This window comes from Amaricoccus macauensis, from assembly GCF_049800915.1.
GTDB classification, from domain to species: domain Bacteria; phylum Pseudomonadota; class Alphaproteobacteria; order Rhodobacterales; family Rhodobacteraceae; genus Amaricoccus; species Amaricoccus macauensis_A.
On the sequence record NZ_JBNAFY010000002.1, the window covers coordinates 655,935 to 672,951 of the forward strand.

The 17,017-nt window shown below is 64.7% G+C and carries 19 protein-coding genes; 15 read left to right on the plus strand and 4 right to left on the minus strand.

Going from position 1 to position 17,017, the window contains the following annotated elements; genetic code table 11:
* The first annotated feature begins 85 nt into the window (after nt 1-85).
* The 6 genes from ACP15W_RS07280 (at nt 86) to ACP15W_RS07305 (ending at nt 4,843) form a co-directional block, all read left to right on the plus strand.
* Nucleotides 86-1,342 carry a Zn-dependent hydrolase gene (locus ACP15W_RS07280; protein ID WP_424932189.1) on the plus strand — a complete coding sequence of 419 codons (1,257 nt, stop codon included), beginning with the start codon at nt 86-88 and terminating at the stop codon, nt 1,340-1,342.
* Between the two features lie 94 nt (nt 1,343-1,436).
* A complete protein-coding gene (locus ACP15W_RS07285) occupies nt 1,437-1,709 on the plus strand; it encodes a hypothetical protein (RefSeq protein ID WP_424932190.1) in 273 nt (90 codons plus the stop codon).
* A gap of 457 nt (nt 1,710-2,166) precedes the next feature.
* Nucleotides 2,167-3,627, plus strand: a complete 1,461-nt coding sequence (hydA, locus tag ACP15W_RS07290; RefSeq protein WP_424932191.1) for a dihydropyrimidinase — start codon at nt 2,167-2,169, stop codon at nt 3,625-3,627.
* A complete protein-coding gene (locus ACP15W_RS07295; RefSeq protein ID WP_424932192.1) occupies nt 3,628-3,927 on the plus strand; it encodes a GNAT family N-acetyltransferase in 300 nt (99 codons plus the stop codon).
* On the plus strand, nt 3,924-4,322 hold the full coding sequence (locus ACP15W_RS07300; RefSeq protein ID WP_424932193.1) for a hypothetical protein: 399 nt from the start codon (nt 3,924-3,926) through the stop codon (nt 4,320-4,322). Before ACP15W_RS07295 ends, ACP15W_RS07300 begins: the two co-directional genes overlap by 4 nt.
* Nucleotides 4,319-4,843, plus strand: a complete 525-nt coding sequence (locus ACP15W_RS07305; protein WP_424932194.1) for a hypothetical protein — start codon at nt 4,319-4,321, stop codon at nt 4,841-4,843. The genes ACP15W_RS07300 and ACP15W_RS07305 overlap by 4 nt, the downstream gene beginning before the upstream one ends.
* A gap of 58 nt (nt 4,844-4,901) precedes the next feature.
* Here ACP15W_RS07305 and ACP15W_RS07310 read toward each other — a convergent pair whose 3' ends face one another.
* Nucleotides 4,902-5,675: a hypothetical protein gene (locus tag ACP15W_RS07310; RefSeq protein WP_424932195.1), complete on the minus strand. Its 774-nt coding sequence runs from the start codon at nt 5,673-5,675 to the stop codon at nt 4,902-4,904.
* Between the two features lie 160 nt (nt 5,676-5,835).
* On the opposite strand from ACP15W_RS07310, the gene ACP15W_RS07315 reads away from it, so the two are divergent.
* From ACP15W_RS07315 to ACP15W_RS07325, 3 genes are read left to right on the plus strand one after another with little or no spacing between them, the layout of a single operon-like run.
* Entirely contained in the window at nt 5,836-6,624 is a 789-nt protein-coding gene (locus ACP15W_RS07315) for an ABC transporter ATP-binding protein (protein WP_424932196.1), read from the plus strand.
* Entirely contained in the window at nt 6,614-7,069 is a 456-nt protein-coding gene (locus ACP15W_RS07320; protein WP_424932197.1) for an N-acetyltransferase family protein, read from the plus strand. Before ACP15W_RS07315 ends, ACP15W_RS07320 begins: the two co-directional genes overlap by 11 nt.
* Nucleotides 7,069-7,935, plus strand: a complete 867-nt coding sequence (locus ACP15W_RS07325) for an ABC transporter permease (RefSeq protein ID WP_424932297.1) — start codon at nt 7,069-7,071, stop codon at nt 7,933-7,935. The genes ACP15W_RS07320 and ACP15W_RS07325 overlap by 1 nt, the downstream gene beginning before the upstream one ends.
* 14 nt (nt 7,936-7,949) lie before the next feature.
* Here ACP15W_RS07325 and ACP15W_RS07330 read toward each other — a convergent pair whose 3' ends face one another.
* Nucleotides 7,950-9,101: a winged helix-turn-helix domain-containing protein gene (locus tag ACP15W_RS07330; RefSeq protein ID WP_424932198.1), complete on the minus strand. Its 1,152-nt coding sequence runs from the start codon at nt 9,099-9,101 to the stop codon at nt 7,950-7,952.
* Nucleotides 9,102-9,193: 92 nt separating this feature from the next.
* Here ACP15W_RS07330 and ACP15W_RS07335 point away from each other — a divergent pair, with 92 nt between their 5' ends.
* Both ACP15W_RS07335 and ACP15W_RS07340 read left to right on the plus strand, forming a co-directional pair.
* Complete coding sequence (locus tag ACP15W_RS07335) at nt 9,194-10,033, plus strand: ABC transporter permease (protein ID WP_424932199.1); 840 nt, start codon at nt 9,194-9,196, stop codon at nt 10,031-10,033.
* A 47-nt stretch (nt 10,034-10,080) separates the two neighbouring features.
* Entirely contained in the window at nt 10,081-11,064 is a 984-nt protein-coding gene (locus ACP15W_RS07340; protein ID WP_424932200.1) for an ABC transporter substrate-binding protein, read from the plus strand.
* Here the strand turns inward: ACP15W_RS07340 and ACP15W_RS07345 are convergent.
* Nucleotides 10,956-12,005, minus strand: a complete 1,050-nt coding sequence (locus ACP15W_RS07345; RefSeq protein WP_424932201.1) for a DMT family transporter — start codon at nt 12,003-12,005, stop codon at nt 10,956-10,958. The genes ACP15W_RS07340 and ACP15W_RS07345 overlap by 109 nt on opposite strands.
* A gap of 1 nt (nt 12,006) precedes the next feature.
* Nucleotides 12,007-12,597: a TetR/AcrR family transcriptional regulator gene (locus tag ACP15W_RS07350; RefSeq protein WP_424932202.1), complete on the minus strand. Its 591-nt coding sequence runs from the start codon at nt 12,595-12,597 to the stop codon at nt 12,007-12,009.
* A gap of 214 nt (nt 12,598-12,811) precedes the next feature.
* On the opposite strand from ACP15W_RS07350, the gene ACP15W_RS07355 reads away from it, so the two are divergent.
* Genes ACP15W_RS07355 through dxs form a run of 4 tightly spaced genes read left to right on the plus strand, consistent with a single transcriptional unit; the run spans nt 12,812 to nt 16,831 of the window.
* A complete protein-coding gene (locus tag ACP15W_RS07355; protein ID WP_424932203.1) occupies nt 12,812-13,741 on the plus strand; it encodes a histone deacetylase family protein in 930 nt (309 codons plus the stop codon).
* Between the two features lies 1 nt (nt 13,742).
* A complete protein-coding gene (locus ACP15W_RS07360; RefSeq protein ID WP_424932204.1) occupies nt 13,743-13,988 on the plus strand; it encodes an exodeoxyribonuclease VII small subunit in 246 nt (81 codons plus the stop codon).
* Entirely contained in the window at nt 13,989-14,876 is an 888-nt protein-coding gene (locus ACP15W_RS07365; protein WP_424932205.1) for a polyprenyl synthetase family protein, read from the plus strand. It begins immediately after the preceding gene.
* Nucleotides 14,877-14,905: 29 nt separating this feature from the next.
* Complete coding sequence (dxs, locus tag ACP15W_RS07370) at nt 14,906-16,831, plus strand: 1-deoxy-D-xylulose-5-phosphate synthase (protein ID WP_424932206.1); 1,926 nt, start codon at nt 14,906-14,908, stop codon at nt 16,829-16,831.
* The last annotated feature ends 186 nt before the right edge of the window (nt 16,832-17,017 follow it).

Below are 17,017 nucleotides of genomic sequence, written 5' to 3' on the forward strand. Positions count from 1 at the left end.
TTGCGCGGGCAGTCCGGGCATCTTGTGCTTTTCCCGGGCGCCTCTAGGATGATCCCCGGTTCAGAGTGTGCGTGGAGGGTCGAAGATGCCAGCATCCGGTGAGAATTTCAGGGTCGACGGGGCGCGTCTCTGGGACAGCATCATGGAGATGGCGCAGATCGGGCCGGGTGTCGCCGGAGGCAACAACCGCCAAACACTGACGGATGCCGATGCCGAAGGGCGCGCTCTCTTCAAGTCCTGGTGCGATGCCGCAGGCATGAGCATGGGCGTGGACAGGATGGGCACGATGTTCGCCCGGCGCGAGGGCACGGAGCCGGATCTGGCCCCGGTCTACATGGGCAGCCATCTCGACACCCAGCCCACGGGCGGGAAATACGACGGCGTGCTTGGCGTGCTGGGAGCGCTGGAGGCGGTGCGCACGCTCAATGATCTCAACATCAAGACCCGCCGGCCCATCGTGGTGGTGAACTGGACCAACGAGGAGGGCACGCGGTTTGCGCCCGCCATGCTGGCCTCGGGCGTGTTCGCGGGGGTGCATACGCTCGACTGGGCCTATGCGCGCGAGGATGCCAAGGGGCTCACGTTCGGCGACGAACTGGCGCGGGTCGGCTGGACCGGCGAAGAAGAGGTCGGCGCGCGCGATATCCACGCGCTGTTCGAACTGCATATCGAGCAGGGGCCGATACTCGAGGCGGAGGGCAAGGATATCGGTGTCGTCACCCACGGGCAGGGGCTCTGGTGGTTGCAGGTCACGCTGACCGGCAAGGAGGCGCATACCGGCTCCACGCCCATGCCCATGCGGGTGAATGCGGGTCTTGGCATGGCGCGGATCACCGAACTGGTGCACGAGATCGCCATGGGCCACCAGCCCGATGCGGTCGGTGCCATCGGGCATGTGGATGTCTATCCCAACAGCCGCAACGTCATTCCGGGCAAGACGGTGTTCACCGCCGATTTCCGCTCGCCGCACCAGCACATTCTCGATGCGATGAAAGCGGAATTCCAGGAGCGCGCGCCGAAGGTGGCGGAAGAGCTCGGGCTTGGCATCGAGATCGAGCCGGTGGGCCATTTCGATTGCGTCACCTTCGACGAGGGATGCGTCTCCAAGGTGCGGGGCGCGACCGAGCGGCTGGGCTATTCGCACCGGGACATCGTCAGCGGGGCGGGTCATGATGCCTGCTGGATCAACCGGGTGGCGCCCACCTCGATGATCATGTGCCCCTGCGTGGACGGGCTGAGCCACAACGAAGCGGAGGAGATCACGCCCGACTGGGCGGAGAAGGGCACGAACGTGCTGTTTCATGCGGTGCTCGAAGCGGCGGAGCCGGTCGACGGATTGTGACTTGGCGGCGTTGAGTTTGCGCGCCATTCCCGCAGAATCACGGGAAGCCCGCAATCGCGCGGGCGAACGATTCGAAAGGGTGTGGGGATTGAGTATGATCCGGAGGCTGCTTTGCATCGGACTGCTGGTTGGGGGCGCGGCCGCGCTTTCGGCCTGTGCCGAGAGGGAGGATTACGCGGCTGAACTCGGCTTCTATCAGGATGACAGGCTGCGCTGGGACATTTCCGGCAGCTATCCGTCCTTTCAGGAGTGCAAGGAGGTCGCCCAGGCGCGGCACGAGGTTTACACACGGCAGGAGCGGGAGTTTTCCTGGGCCTGTCTGAAGCGGGACCCGGAGACGGGGGAATTTACCAACAGGTATCGGTAGGGAGAGGGCAGGCGGATGGGCCGGGCCGTGAATGGAGTGCATATTGATCGGCCATCCGGGGAAGGCCGCACCGCCTGCATCAGTTTACACGACCCAACGATCGATCTGGGCAAAGCGGAGGGCCAGCGTTCGTCCGCGGGGGAGCGCACTTACGTTACCGGTCGTCGCTTTATGTTTAATTCACCCGCTCGGCAAAGCCCTGAAGACAAGGCAGAAGAAGCGCTCGCCCTCCGGGGCGGACGCGCGCTGGCCCGGGGCGCTGACGCGCCGTTGTTCCGGGCCGGGCCTACGGCCCAATTGCGGCTATGCCGTGTAGTTTTGGCCAGCTCGCACTCACCGGATCTCGCGTGTTGATCAGGGGCTTGCAAACATTCAGACTGACGCAAATCTCGCCGGGTGATCTTTTGGCCCTAGCGAACGGTAAGGCGATCCAAGAACGAAGCGCGGAGCGAGGAACATGAGCAAGGTCATCAAGAACGGCACGATCGTCACGGCGGATCGGAGCTACAAGGCCGATGTGCTGATCGAGGGCGAGACGATCGCGGCGATCGGCGAGGGGCTCACGGGCGACGAGACGGTTGACGCGACCGATGCCTATGTCATGCCCGGCGGTATCGACCCGCACACCCATCTCGAGATGCCCTTCATGGGCACGACCGCGGCCGAGACCTTCGAGAGCGGCACCTTCGCGGCGGCGGCTGGCGGCACCACGATGCTGGTCGATTTCGTGCTTCCGGGTGCGGACGGGAGCCTTCTGAACGCCATCGCCGACTGGGACCGGAAATCCTCGCGCCAGATCTGTGTCGATCTCGGCTATCACATGGCGATCACCGGCTGGAACGAGCAGATCTTCTCCGAAATGGAGCAGGTGGTGAAGCGGGGGGTGAACACCTTCAAGCACTTCATGGCCTACAAGGGCGCGCTGATGGTGGAGGACGACGAGATGTTCGCCTCCTTCAAACGCTGCGCCGCGCTGGGCGCGCTGCCGCTGGTCCATGCCGAGAACGGCGATATCGTTGCCGAGTTGCAGAAGAAATACATGGACGAAGGGCTGACCGGACCCGAGGGCCACGCCTATTCCCGGCCGCCGGAGGTCGAGGGTGAGGCGGCGAACCGCGCGATCATGATCGCGGATGCCGCGGGTGTGCCGCTCTATATCGTGCATGTTTCCTGCGAGCAGGCGCATGAGGCGATCCGGCGGGCGCGGCAGAAGGGGATGCGGGTCTATGGCGAGCCGCTCATCCAGCATCTGACCCTCGATGAGACCGAGTATTTCAACAAGGACTGGGATTACGCCGCGCGCCGGGTGATGTCGCCGCCCTTCCGCGACAAGTCCCACCAGGACAGTCTCTGGGCCGGTTTGCAGGCGGGCTCGCTCCAGGTGGTCGCGACCGATCATGCCGCCTTCACCACCGATCAGAAGCGCATGGGACTCTCGGGGTTCCCCTCTATCCCGAACGGCACGGGCGGGCTCGAGGAGCGGATGCCGGTCCTGTGGTCGAAGGGCGTCGAGACCGGGCGGCTGACGCCGAACGAATTCGTCGCCGCGACCTCGACCAACATCGCAAAGATCCTCAATGTCTATCCCAAGAAGGGCGCCATCGTTCCCGGCTCGGATGCCGATATCGTGGTCTGGGATCCATCGCTTTCCAAGACGATCACCACGGCGACGCAGAAGTCGGTGCTGGATTACTGCGTGTTCGAGGGCTTCGAGGTGAAGGGCCTGCCGCGCTACACATTGTCGCGCGGGGACGTGGTCTGGGCCGACGGGCAGAACAGCCAGCCGCAGCCCGGACGGGGCAAGTTCGTGCCGCGTCCGGCCTTCCCGGCGCCGCATGCCGCGCTCTCGAAGTGGAAGGATCTCAATTCGCCGCGCAAGATCGAGCGCGATCCGACCAACATTCCTTCGGGGGTCTGAATGGGGATCGAGGCCGAGGTCATCAGCCTGGAGGACGGCGCGAGCAAGGGGCGGTATGTCTATCGCGCCGAAGGCGAAGAGGCCGAACTGACCTACTCCAAGGCCGGCGCGGGACTTCTGATCATCGATCACACCGAGGTCCCGGATGTGTTCCGCGGCAAGGGCGTGGGGGCGGCGCTGGTGGCGCGGGCGGTGGAGGACGCGCGGGCGGCGGGCAAGAAGATCCTGCCGCTCTGCCCCTTCGCGGCCGGGCAGTTCCGCAAGCATCCCGAGTGGGCCGAGGTGCTGAGCGGGAGATGAAGGCTTTGGTTGGGCTGGTCTGCATTCTGGCAGCGAATGGATGCACGATGCGTCATGGTGTGCAACTCGGAGCGGTGGATGGATCGGAAGAACTGGGTGGATACTTTCTTCAGTCCACCAATAGCCGGCTCCAACTCGGTTCATCCAATGGGCGATCCTGTCATGGGGGAAGTTGGTGGCTATCGGCCTTCCGCCAGGGCGGTGAAAACTGGAGCGAGGGCTGGATCCTCTGTGATGGCGGCGAAACAGGGCGTTGGGCTTTGCGCAAACCACAGGCTGGCGACCCTTTCCAATCTGGTGTCCATGTTGCCGAAGCCAGCATTGGCAAAAAGATGTTCTCTGGTGAATGGGGCATTGGCGTGAGCACGGCGGCTCCGGCGGAGGCGCGGAAGTGAGAGATTTCATCATTCGCGAATTCCGGCATGTTTTGCCGCCGACGATCTTCTTCGTCGTAAGCTTCAACATCCTGGTTCTCTCTGTCGCACTGATCGCGCGCGGGGAGGGCGGGGATCTGCCCACCTATGCTGCGGCCACGGTTGCGGCGCTCATCTGCGGCAAGGCGGTGCTGGTGGCGGACAAGCTGCCGTTCTTCAACCGCTATCCCGAGAAGCCGCTGATCTGGAACGCCGCCTGGAAGGCGGGGCTCTACGTGCTCGTCACCATCCTTTTCCGGCTGGCCGAGGCGATGCTTTCGGCCGCGACCGGGGAATACGGCTTTGCGGCCGGAATGCAGCACGAGGTCGCGGAGTTCTCCTGGGCGCGGTTCTGGGCGGTCCAGCTCTGGCTCGTGCTGCTCTTCTTCGGTTATTCGGCCTTCCGGGAGCTTGTCGACGAACTGGGGCGGGAGCGGATCATCGGGATGTATTTCGGGCCGGTGAACCGGGAGAAGACCGGAGGCATGCACGCCCATGACTGATCTTCGCCGCCGCGCCCGGCGAAAGCCCGACCGCGCATCTCATCGCCTGGATGGGTGGTCAGGCGGTTACCGGAACGCCGGCATCCAGTTCGGCCCAGGCTCTGGCCGCTTCAGGTTCGGTGCGGCGCGTCCGAACGAGCTGCGTCTCACCCATTGCCAGCACACGGATCGCAAGGACCGCGACCACCGCCATGACCAGGATCTCGCCGCCATCCTCGATATTGGCGAAAAGGAAATCCAGCGTTCCGGATCCGGACGCAAGCACGTGAATCATGTCCACGACGATGCCGAAGAAGGCGAGGGCGGCCATGCAGAGCCCCAGGATGACGAGAAGCGCGGCTTCGCCGGTCTGACGCTTGAACCAGGCCCGGAGAAAGACCGGAAAGAGCATCATCGCCGCGACGAGCCAGGCCAGAAGCTCACCCAGATCCTGCGGTCGCAAGCCGGAAACGGCGGGAAGATCGAGACCCGAGGCAAGCAGTTTTCCGACGCGCTCGTGATAGAGCATGGTATCGTCGAACCAGATGAAGCCGAAGAGCAGGGCCAATGCGAAAAGCACCGCCGAGCGCCTGAGCGTCGCGGAAATCACGAAACAGAGTGCAATCGCGAAACTGAGAGCCTGGCAGTATTTTTCACCGAGACTGTTCTCCTGCCCCAGGAACAGAAGCTCGCGGATCTGCATTTCGTGCGCCGTTCCCATCGCAAGCCACGGGATCGAGAATGCCAGTGCCAGGATGACAGCGGTAAGCAACCCCAGAATGGCGGCGCAGACGCGTGTCTGACGCGAACGCATGGCCGCGCCCGATATTTCGACTACGTCTTGCAGGATCATGACCATGGTTCCGTCCCCCCAGATGAACCGATTGTCGCGATGTCCTCACGAGATGACTCGTTAGTGTCGCATTACTGTCATGCTAACGTCATAATCAGATCCGTCGCCCCGCGTTTCGGTAACGTTTGCGTGAGGAGTCCAGGAAGGGAGTTCGATAGTAGTGAGTAAGCCGTTCAATGTGATCCATGCCGAAGGGCTTGGGCTCACCTTCGAGACCAATGACGGGCCGGTCCATGCGCTCAAGGACGTGGATCTGTCGATTCACAAGGGCGACTTCGTCTCCTTCATCGGGCCGTCGGGCTGTGGCAAGACAACCTTTCTGCGGGTTGCGGCCGATCTGGAGAAGCCCACGGCCGGGACGATCACGGTCAACGGCATGAGCCCGGATGAGGCGCGCAAGAGCCGGTCCTACGGCTATGTCTTCCAGGCGGCGGGGCTGTTTCCCTGGCGGACCATCGGGGCCAACATCCGTCTGCCGCTCGAGATCATGGGTTATGAGCGGGCCGAGCAGCAGAAGCGGATGGAGCGCGTGCTGAAGCTGGTGGAGCTTTCCGGGTTCGAGAAGAAATACCCCTGGCAGCTTTCGGGCGGGATGCAGCAGCGCGCCTCGATCGCCCGCGCGCTCGCTTTCGATGCCGACATCCTGCTGATGGACGAGCCTTTCGGGGCGCTCGACGAGATCGTGCGCGACAAGCTCAACGAGCAGTTGCTGGCGCTTTGGGCGCGCACCGGCAAGACCATCGGCTTCGTGACCCATTCGATCCCGGAAGCCGTATTTCTCTCGACGAAGATCGTCGTGATGAGCCCGCGCCCTGGACGGGTGACGGATGTGATCGAAAGCACGCTTCCGCGCGAGCGCGATCTCGACATCCGCGAGACCCCGGAGTTCCTGGCGCTGGCACATCGGGTCCGCGAGGGGCTCAGGGCCGGGCATGCCTATGACGGGTGATTTCATCATTCGAGACGGCCGGGCGGAGGACGCCGCGGCGAGTGCGGCGATCTACAATGCCTGGGTGGATGCGACTCCCTGGATGCCGCGCATCCATCCCGCCGACGGGGTGGAGCGTTTCTTCTGCAACCGTATTTTCGGCGTCTGCACCGTGATCGTCTCCGAAGAGGGGGGCGAGATCCGGGGCATTCTGGCCTTCGACGCCGAGGGCTACATCGCGGTTCTGAGCATCGCGGACGCCGCGCGGGGCAAGGGGATCGGTGCGGCGCTTCTGTCGGAGGCCAAGCGCCGGCGTCCCGAGGGGCTCATGGCCTGGACGTTTCAGGCCAATGAGGGCGCGCAGCGATTCTATCTTCGGCAAGGGTTCCGCGAGGAGACCCGCACGGAGGGCGAGAACGAGGAGGGCCTGCCGGATATCCTCTATGTCTGGGGGCGGGCGCCATGATGCGGAGGTCTTTCCTGCCGGTCCTGACCGTGGTCGCGGCGATCATCCTGCTCTGGTATGCGGGCGCGGTCTGGCTCAATTCGGCCTGGGCCTACGACCAGGCGGGCCGCGACGAGGTGGAGCTTACCTTCCCTGCGCTGGTGGCGGACACTTGGAGCCAGGATCGTCCGCGCCTGCCCGCGCCGCATCAGGTGGTGGCGGAACTCTGGAAATCCACGGTCGAGACACGGATCACGTCCAAGCGCAGCCTCGTCTATCATGCCTGGATCACGCTTTCCTCCACGCTGACCGGCTTCGCGCTGGGCGTGGCGCTCGGGATCCTGCTTGCCGTCGGCATCGTGCACAACCGGACGATGAATGCCTCCGTCATGCCCTGGGTGATCGCGAGCCAGACCATTCCGATCCTCGCCATCGCACCGATGATCATCGTGGTGCTCAGTTCCATCGGCGTCACGGGGCTGCTGCCGAAGGCGCTGATCTCGATGTATCTCAGTTTCTTCCCGGTGGTCGTGGGCATGGTGAAGGGGCTGCGGAGCCCGGAAGTCATGCAGCTCGACCAGATGCGCACCTGGAACGCGAGCGGGGCGCAGACCTTCCGCAAGCTGCGCTGGCCGTCGAGCCTTCCCTATCTCTTCGCCTCGCTGAAGGTGGCGGTGGCGGCGAGCCTCGTGGGGGCGATCATCGGCGAGTTGCCCACGGGCGCGGTGGCGGGGCTTGGCGCGCGGATGCTCTCGGGCAGCTACTACGGCCAGACGGTTCAGATCTGGTCGGCGCTGGTGATGGCGGCCATTCTTGCCGCCTGTCTCGTGGCGCTGATCGGCCTTGCGGAGCGCGTGGCGGGCCGGATGATGGGGGCACGGGCGTGAGGAGGGGTGTGCGCTCAATCCCTGAACTGGAAGGCTTCGAAGGGCGAAAGCGCGGCTTCGATCCTTGCCTTGTCGCCGTCGCGGGGGCCGTGGATCCAGCCCCACTGGCGGATTTCGAGGCGCTTCGCGCGGCGATCGGCCTTGAGGTCGATTACGGCGGCAATCCGGTCCCCGATCAGGACGGGCAGACCGAAATAGCCGTATTTGCGTTTCGGCGCCGGCACATAGGCCTCGAAGCGGTGGTCGTGGTCGAAGAGCCGATTGAGACGCGGGCGCTGGATTGCCAGCGGGTCGAAGGGCGAAAGGATGTGGACGCGGTTGCCGGGTGCAGGCAGGCCGAGGGCCGCCGTTTCGGGCGTGGTCCAGTGCGTGGGGTCCGGCTCGTCCCCCAGACGGACGGGAACGAGCTTGCGCTGGCGGATGCGGCGCTCGATCAGGGCGGCCATGCCGGGCTTGCGGGGCGCGTCGAGGTAGCAGATGCTCTCGAGGCTGACGATGGCTTGCGCGCGCAGGGCGCGGTCGAGCAGGTAAGCGAGGATCTGTGCCTCGCTCGCGGCGCGCGGACGGCGCGCCCATCCGAAGTGGCGGTTGGTCAGGTCATAGGTGCGCAACATGCCATCACGGCGGCTGATCGCCAGTTCTCCGGCGAAGAAGGCGTATTGCATGGCGGCCTTGGCGGGTTTGCGGCTCGCCCAGGCGTGATGCTTCTCGACGAGCTCCTCATCGGCGAAGTCGCGGATGCTGAGCGGCCCTTCGCGGCGAATGCGGGAGAGCACGCGGGCAACATCGCTCTGCGAGATGCGGCCGAACCAGCGCTCGGTGTCCGCGGCCTCGGCCTTCATCGCTGGCATGAAGTGGCGGTAGGCATCTGTGGGAAGATAGGCCAGGGCATGGGCCCAGTATTCGAACACGGATTTCTCGATGTTCTGTGCGGTGTGGAGATCCTTCCGGCGGTAACCGGGGATGCGAGACCAGAGGATATGGTGATGGGCGCGCTCGATGACGTGGATGGTGTCGATCTGCACGTAGCCGAGATGGGCGATTGCAGCGCGCGTGGCATCGGGGCCTTCGCCGAACGGCGCGTCTGCGTCGAGGCGCTGGGCGTGCAGCCAGAGCCTGCGGGCGCGGGGCAGGTCGATCTCGAGCGGAGCATTGCGGCGAGCCATGCGGGGGTTTGTGGCCGGGGCCGGGGGGGCTTGTCCAGAGGGCTTGATCCGGCTGGCACCTGCGGCAGACGGCAAGAAATGGAGGTCCGGCAATGAGCGCGGCGCTTGTCCTGATACTCGCGGTCTGGCTGGGGGCCTGGTGGATCAACACCCGCGCGGTGCGCGCAGGCGGCTGGATGGGGCGGATCTTTCCGCCGGTCTTCTTCGGCGTGACGCTGATCGGGCTTTGGGAACTGGCGGTGCGCCTTTTCGAGATCAGCCCGGTGCTGCTGCCCGCACCCTCGGCCATCGCGGTGCGTCTGGTAGAGGCGCGTGCGATCCTCTGGGAGGATGTGACGCAGACCTTCTTCAAGGGCGCGCTTTCTGGCTATGCCATCGGCTGCGGCGCGGCGATCCTCACGGGTATTCTCGTGGACCGGATGCCCTTTCTCCGCCGCGGTCTGCTGCCGGTGGGCAATTTCGTCTCCGCGCTGCCGATCATCGGCATGGCGCCGATCATGGTGATGTGGTTCGGCTTCGACTGGGAATCGAAGGCGGCCATCGTGGTGCTGATGGTGTTCTTCCCGATGCTTGTGAACACTGTTCAAGGTCTCGCTGCGACCGATCCGATGCAAAGAGACCTGATGAACACCTATGCGGCGAGTTACTTGCAGGGACTGGTCAAGATGCGGCTGCCGGCTGCTTCACCTTTCCTGTTTAATGGCTTGAAAATCTGCACGACTTTGGCTCTGATCGGCGCCATTGTCGCGGAATTCTTCGGCTCGCCGACGCGGGGCATGGGGTTTCGGATCTCGACCGAGGTCGGGCGTCTTGCGCTCGACATGGTCTGGGCCGAAATCGCGATTGCCGCGCTTGTGGGCTCTGCGTTCTACGGAACCCTCGCACTGGCCGAACGGGCCGCGACCTTCTGGCATCCGGCGCAGCGCAGCTGACGTCCGGGAGCCGCAACAGGACGTGTGTGTCGCAAGGAGACGAGTGCATGAAGAAGACGTTGGCCGGTATTCCGTTGGCAGCTCTGATGTTCGGGGCCGCAGCCCAGGCGCAGGAGGTGACCATCCAGCTCAAGTGGGTCACCCAGGCGCAGTTCGCAGGCTACTATGTGGCGCTCGATCAGGGCTTCTACGAGGAAGAAGGGCTCGACGTCACCGTGAAGCCGGGCGGCCCGGACATCGCGCCGCCCCAGGTGATCGCGGGTGGAAGCGCGGATGTGATCGTGGAGTGGATGCCCGCGGCGCTGGCAGCACGCGAGGCGGGCCTTCCGCTGGTGAACATCGCCCAGCCTTTCAAGTCCTCGGGCATGATGCTGACCTGCCGCAACGATTCCGGCGTGACCTCGACGGAGGATTTCCCCGGTCAGACGCTGGGTGTCTGGTTCTTCGGCAATGAATACCCGTTCCTGTCCTGGATGAGCACGCTGGGCATCCCGACCGATGGCGGCGAGGAGGGTGTGACCGTTCTCAAGCAGGGCTTCAATGTCGATCCGCTGTTGCAGAACCAGGCGGCCTGCATCTCGACCATGACCTACAACGAATACTGGCAGGTGATCGATGCGGGGCTGAGCGAGGATGACCTTACGGTCTTCAAGTATCAAGATCAGGGCGTCGCGACGCTGGAAGATGGTCTCTACGTGCTCGAGGAGCGGCTCGAGGACCCCGAATTCGTCGATACCATGGCGAAATTCGTCCGGGCTTCGATGAAAGGCTGGAAGTGGGCCGAGGAGAACCCCGAGGATGCGGCGATGATCGTGCTCGACTATGACGAGACCGGCGCGCAGCAGGAGCATCACCAGATCCGCATGATGGGCGAGGTGGCCAAGCTCACCGCGGGTTCGGACGGCACGCTCGACGAAGCCGACTACCAGCGGACGGTCGACACGCTGCTTTCGGCAGGTTCCGATCCGGTCATCACCAAGGCGCCAGAGGGTGCCTGGACCCATGTGGTGACGGACGCGGCCTTCGACTGACACGCGCAGGGCACGGGAGATAGATCCTTCGCCCTGGAGGGGCGGAGGATCAGGGAAAACGGCGTTGTTATGATCGCCAGGCACCCGACGACGAGCGCCACGCCGATCCAGCCAGGAACGGGCAGGCGCTCGCCAACGATGATGACGGCCAGCACCGCCGCGACAACGGGCTCGAGCAGCGTGATCGTCGTCGCCATGCTCGCCTGCACCCGCGCGAGGCCGTAGCCGAAGCAGAGGTAGCCGAGAAACATCGGCACAGCGGCCATGTAGATCCCGACCGCGGCATTGCTCCATGACGCCAGGAACGGCCCGCCGGTGACGATCAGAACCGGGAGGAGGAGCAGGCCGCCCAGGCCGAAGGTCGCGCCCATGGCCGCAGAGGAGGGAATGCCCCGGAGCATCATTCGGCGCGCGGTCCAGGAATAGAGCGCATAGGTGAGGCCTCCGATGAGGCCGAGAAGCACACCGAGTGGCACGGAAGCACCGCTTTGGATTTCCCCGTGGGAGGCGTTTTCCGCCACACAGATCAGACCCATCCCGATGAGGCCCACCAGTGCGCCCAGGCTCCAGCGGAAGGTCAGACGCGACCGGTCGAGCGCATATTCGATGAGAGCCGAAAGCAGCGGTGCGGAGCCGATGGTGATGACTGTCCCGATCGTGACGCCTGCAAGGCGCATCGAGCCGTAGAAGGCCAGCGGATAGATCGCGACGGCCAGCGCGCCTGTGACCAGAAGGCGCCACCGCGCCCGAAGTTCGGCGCGGGACCGGGTAATGCCGCGCAGGGCCGCAAGCGCCTGGGCGATACCGCCCACGCCCATTGCGGCCGCACCGATCGCAGCAGCGCTGACATCGGGAGCGAAGGTTGCCGCGGTGCCGGTCGTGCCCCAGACCACCGCGGAGAAGAGGATCGCGGCAACGCCCCAGGCGTAGTCTCGTTTCATGTCAGAGTGCCTTCAGCATGTTTTCGACCATTCCACGCGCGGCGATCACCCGCGCACTGCTGCCTTCAAGACCGGCGCGCGACATGGCGCCCTCGAGGATGAAGGCGATATGCGCGGCCAACGTGGCCACGCGGTCCGGCGCATCAGGCAGCAGTTCCGAAAGGTGTCGGGCGAGGATGCTCTCGACCTGTTCCTTGTGGCGCCGGACTGCGTCGCGACCGGCGTTGCCCGCTTCAAGCTCGGCGGCGGCATTGAGCAGCCCGCAACCGCGAAACCCGCGCTCGTAGGCGAACTCGGCGTGGTCCTGATAGGCATCGAAAACCGCGAGGACGCGCTGCGACGGGGAGGAGGCCGTTGCCACGCGCGCATCGTAGAGCGCAAGCCATTCCGCGTGTCGCGCCTCGATATACTGGTTCACCAGATCCGCCTTCGAGGCGAAGTTGTTGTAAAGACTTTTCTTCGCCACACCGGCCCGTTCGACGATGGCGTCGATCCCGGTTCCGCCGATGCCGTGGTCATAGAAAAGAGCCATCGCCGCCCGCATCAGGCGGTCGCGCGCAGATTCTCGCGTTGCGGTTTCAGGCTTGGGCATGAAGGCCTCCTAAACGAGTAGGTAGACCGGTATACATATATAGAGGTGAAATCAAGCAGCATTCGATCCGGATGGGGCCGTCTTCGCCCCCACCATGCCTCATTCGAAAGCAGGATTTGCAACTTCTCACCCTCCGGTATTAAGCATGTAGCAAAAGAGACTTGCTCGGGGGGAGCGCCATGATCGCGATTGTACGCACGGGGGGGGCTGCCGCATGAACACGGCTTTCATCACCCATACGGAATGCCTCGACCATGTGACCCCCGAAGGGCATCCCGAATGCGCCGACCGGCTGCGCGCGGTTCAAGCCGCCTTCGATGCCGAAGATTTCGCCTATCTCATCCGGATCGAAGCCCCGCTCGCGGAGGATGCCCATATCCTGCGCGTGCATCCGGAAGCCTATCTGGAAGCAATTGTCGAGCGTGCGCCGAGCGAAGGGTTCGTCTCGATCGATTCCGACACATTCATGAGCCCAGGCACGCTGAACGCGGCCCGGCGTGGGGCAGGGGCAATCGTCGAGGCGGTGGACATGGTGATGAGGGGCGAGGTGAAGAACGCCTTCTGCGCCATTCGCCCACCAGGCCACCATGCCGAGACGCAGACCGCCATGGGGTTCTGTTTCTTCGGCAATGTTGTGATCGGTGCAAAGCACGCGCTGGAGGCACATGGCCTCAGCCGTGTCGCCATCATGGATTTCGATGTTCATCACGGCAATGGCACCCAGGATCTGGTGTGGCATGACGAGCGCATCCTTTTTGCCTCGACCCAGCAGATGCCGCTCTATCCCGGCACCGGCGCGCGCACGGAGCGCGGCGCGCACCGCCAGATCGTCAACGCGCCGTTGCCGCCCGGCGCGGATGGTGCGGCTTTTCGCAAGGTGATGGAGGAGCGCGTCCTGCCTTCCATCGAGGCGCACGAGCCGGAGATGGTGTTCATTTCGGCGGGTTTCGATGCCCATGCCCGCGACCCGATGGCGAACCTCAACCTCGGGGACAGCGATTTCGCCTGGGCGACGCGCGAGCTGTGCAAGATCGCGGATCGACATGCGCAAGGCCGGGTCGTATCGACTCTCGAAGGCGGATATGATTTGCAGGCGCTTGCGTCGGCTTCGGCGGCGCATGTCCGAGTCCTGATGGAGCGTTGAAATGTCCGATACCAAGGCCCCTGTCGCCGATCTCAGCTTCGAGCAGGCTCTGGGCGAGCTCGAGACCGTGGTGGGTGCGCTGGAAAAGGGCACGGTGCCGCTGGAGGAGTCGATTGCGCTCTACGAACGGGGTGCCGCCCTGCGCGCGCATTGCGAGACGAAGCTGAAGGACGCGGAGGCCAAGGTGACCCAGATCACCGAGGCGCCGGATGGAACCGTAACCGGTCGGGATGTCGATATCGCCTAGATGGACTCGAAACTGCTGCAATTTCACGCGGCCCTGAGCCAGGCCGCCACCCAGGTCGAGGAAGCGCTCGATGCCTTCCTGCCTGCGCAAGACACGTTTCTTGGCCCGCCGATCCGCCACGCGGTGCTTTCGGGAGGCAAGCGGCTGCGCGCCTTTCTCGCCATGGAGAGCGCGGCGCTCTTCCGGGTGCCGCCGGGCCAGGCCCTGCGGACCGCTGCGGCGGTGGAGTGCATCCACGCCTACAGCCTCGTGCATGACGATCTGCCGGCGATGGACGACGACGACATGCGCCGCGGAAAGCCAACGGTTCATGTGAAGTGGGACGAAGCGACCGCGATCCTCGCCGGGGACGCCCTGCAGACGCTGGCCTTCGACATCCTGTCGGCCCCGCAGAGCGGGATAGACCCTCGGGTGCAGATCCGGCTCATTGCGCGGCTCTCGAAATGCGCGGGCGCGGCCGGCATGGTCGGCGGTCAGGCCTTCGACATCGCGGCCGAACGCAGCGCCGCCAACCTCGGCTTCGACGAGATCGCCATGCTCCAGTCGCTCAAGACCGGGGCGCTCATCGGCTGGGCAGCGGAATCGGGCGCCATCCTCGGGCGGCAGGATACCGCGCCCCTGCAGCGATACGCCGCGGCGCTCGGGCTTGCCTTTCAGATCCAGGATGACATCCTCGACGTGGAGGGGGATCCGGACGCGGTGGGCAAGCAGTTGCGCAAGGATGAGGCAAAGGGTAAGGCGACCTTCGTTTCGCTGCTCGGTCTCGAGGGCGCGCGGGAACGGGCGCTGGAACTGGCCGAATCCGCACGCGGGCATCTGTCGCCCTACGGATCGGCAGCGCAGAACCTGAAGCTTGCGGCGACCTTCGCCGTCGAGCGGACCGGCTGAGCGCATCTAGAGAAGGACACCAAGCCAGAATGAGCCAAGACCGTCCCGAGACGCCATTGCTCGACCGGGTGCACGGGCCGGCCGATTTGCGCGCCATGTCCAACGCCGAACTTCGCCAGGTCGCCGACGAGCTTCGCACCGAAACGATTTCCGCCGTTTCCGAAACCGGCGGCCATCTGGGCGCGGGGCTCGGCGTGGTCGAACTCACGGTCGCGATCCATGCGGTGTTCAACACGCCCAAGGACAAGCTCATCTGGGATGTGGGACACCAGTGTTATCCGCACAAGATCCTCACCGGGCGGCGCGACCGCATCCGGACCCTGCGCAAGGGCGGCGGTCTTTCGGGCTTTACCAAGCGGTCCGAGAGCCCCTTCGACCCGTTCGGTGCTGCACACAGTTCCACCTCGATTTCCGCGGGCCTCGGGTTCGCGACGGCGCGTGATCTCGGCTGCGAGGATGTGGGCGACTGCATCGCGGTGATCGGCGACGGCGCCATGTCGGCCGGCATGGCCTATGAGGCGCTAAACAATGCCGGCCAGATGGGCCGCAGGCTGATCGTCATCCTCAACGACAACAAGATGTCCATTGCCCCGCCGGTGGGCGGCATGTCGAAATACCTCGCGCGGCTGCACGCGGGCGAGCCGTTCCATGAGTTAATCCATGCCGCGAAGGATGCGGTCAGCCACCTGCCGCGGCCCTTCCAGGAGGGGGCGAAACGCGCCCGCGACGTGGTCCGGGCGGCGACCTCGGGCGCGACGATGTTCGAGGAACTGGGCTTTTCCTACATCCCGCCCATCGACGGGCATGACATGGAACAGCTTCTCTCGATCCTGCGTGCGGTGAAATCCCGCGCCCACGGACCGGTGCTGATCCACGCGCTGACCACCAAGGGCAAGGGATATGCGCCCGCCGAGAAGGCGGACGACCGCTACCACGGGGTCGGCAAGTTCGATGTCGTGACGGGTGCGCAGCAGAAAAAGCCATCCAATGCGCCAAGTTACACCAAGATCTTCGCGCAGTCGCTCGTGCGGGAAGCCGAGGCCGACGACAAGATCGTGGCCGTGACCGCGGCAATGCCGGATGGAACCGGGCTTAACCTCTTCGGCGAGCGGTTTCCGGGGCGATGCTTCGATGTCGGGATTGCCGAGCAGCACGCGGTGACCTTCGCGGCCGGGATGGCTGCGGCGGGCATGAAGCCCTTCTGCGCGATCTATTCCACGTTCCTGCAGCGCGGCTACGATCAGGTCGTGCATGACGTCGCGATCCAGCGCCTGCCGGTGCGTTTCGCCATCGACCGGGCCGGGCTCGTTGGGGCGGACGGCGCGACCCATGCAGGCAGCTTCGATGTGGCCTATCTTGCGAACCTGCCCGATTTCGTCGTCATGGCCGCAGCGGACGAGGCGGAACTGCGGCACATGGTGGCGACGGCGGTTTCCATCGACGATCGCCCCTCGGCTTTCCGCTACCCGCGCGGCGAGGGAACCGGCGTCGAACTTCCCGAGAAGGGCACGCCGCTCGAGATCGGTCGGGGCCGGATCGTCCGCGAGGGCAACGGCTCCGTGGCGCTGCTCTCCTTCGGGGCGAGGCTCTCGGAATGCCTGCTGGCCGCGGAGGCCCTTGCCGCCCGCGGGATCTCGGCAACCGTGGCGGATGCCCGCTTCGCCAAGCCGCTCGACCGAGATCTGATTCTCGACCTGGCGGCCCGTCATGAAGCGCTCATCACCATCGAGGAGGGCGCGATCGGCGGCTTCGGCAGCCATGTGTCACAGCTGCTCTCCGAAGAGGGCGTTTTCGATGGCGGCTTCCGGTTCCGTTCGATGGTGTTCCCGGACACGTTCCTTGACCAGGACACGCCGGACGCCATGTATCGTTCGGCAGCAATGAGTGCGGCGGATATCGAGGCAAGGGTGCTCAAGGTCATGAACCTTGGACTTTTGTCGGCTCGCCGGGCCTGAAAAAATCGGGTATCGCTGAAAGCGCGTGCCAAGAGGGACGCGCAGAGGATGGACAGGCCGGCACCAATCGGCTGTGATGCGTCCCTTGTCGAATTGATAAAGGAAGGGGCTCGTGCCTGAGGGAAAAGACGCAAGCCGTGAGCGGCTGACGAACAACCCCGAGGACCGGACCCGATACTGGGAGAA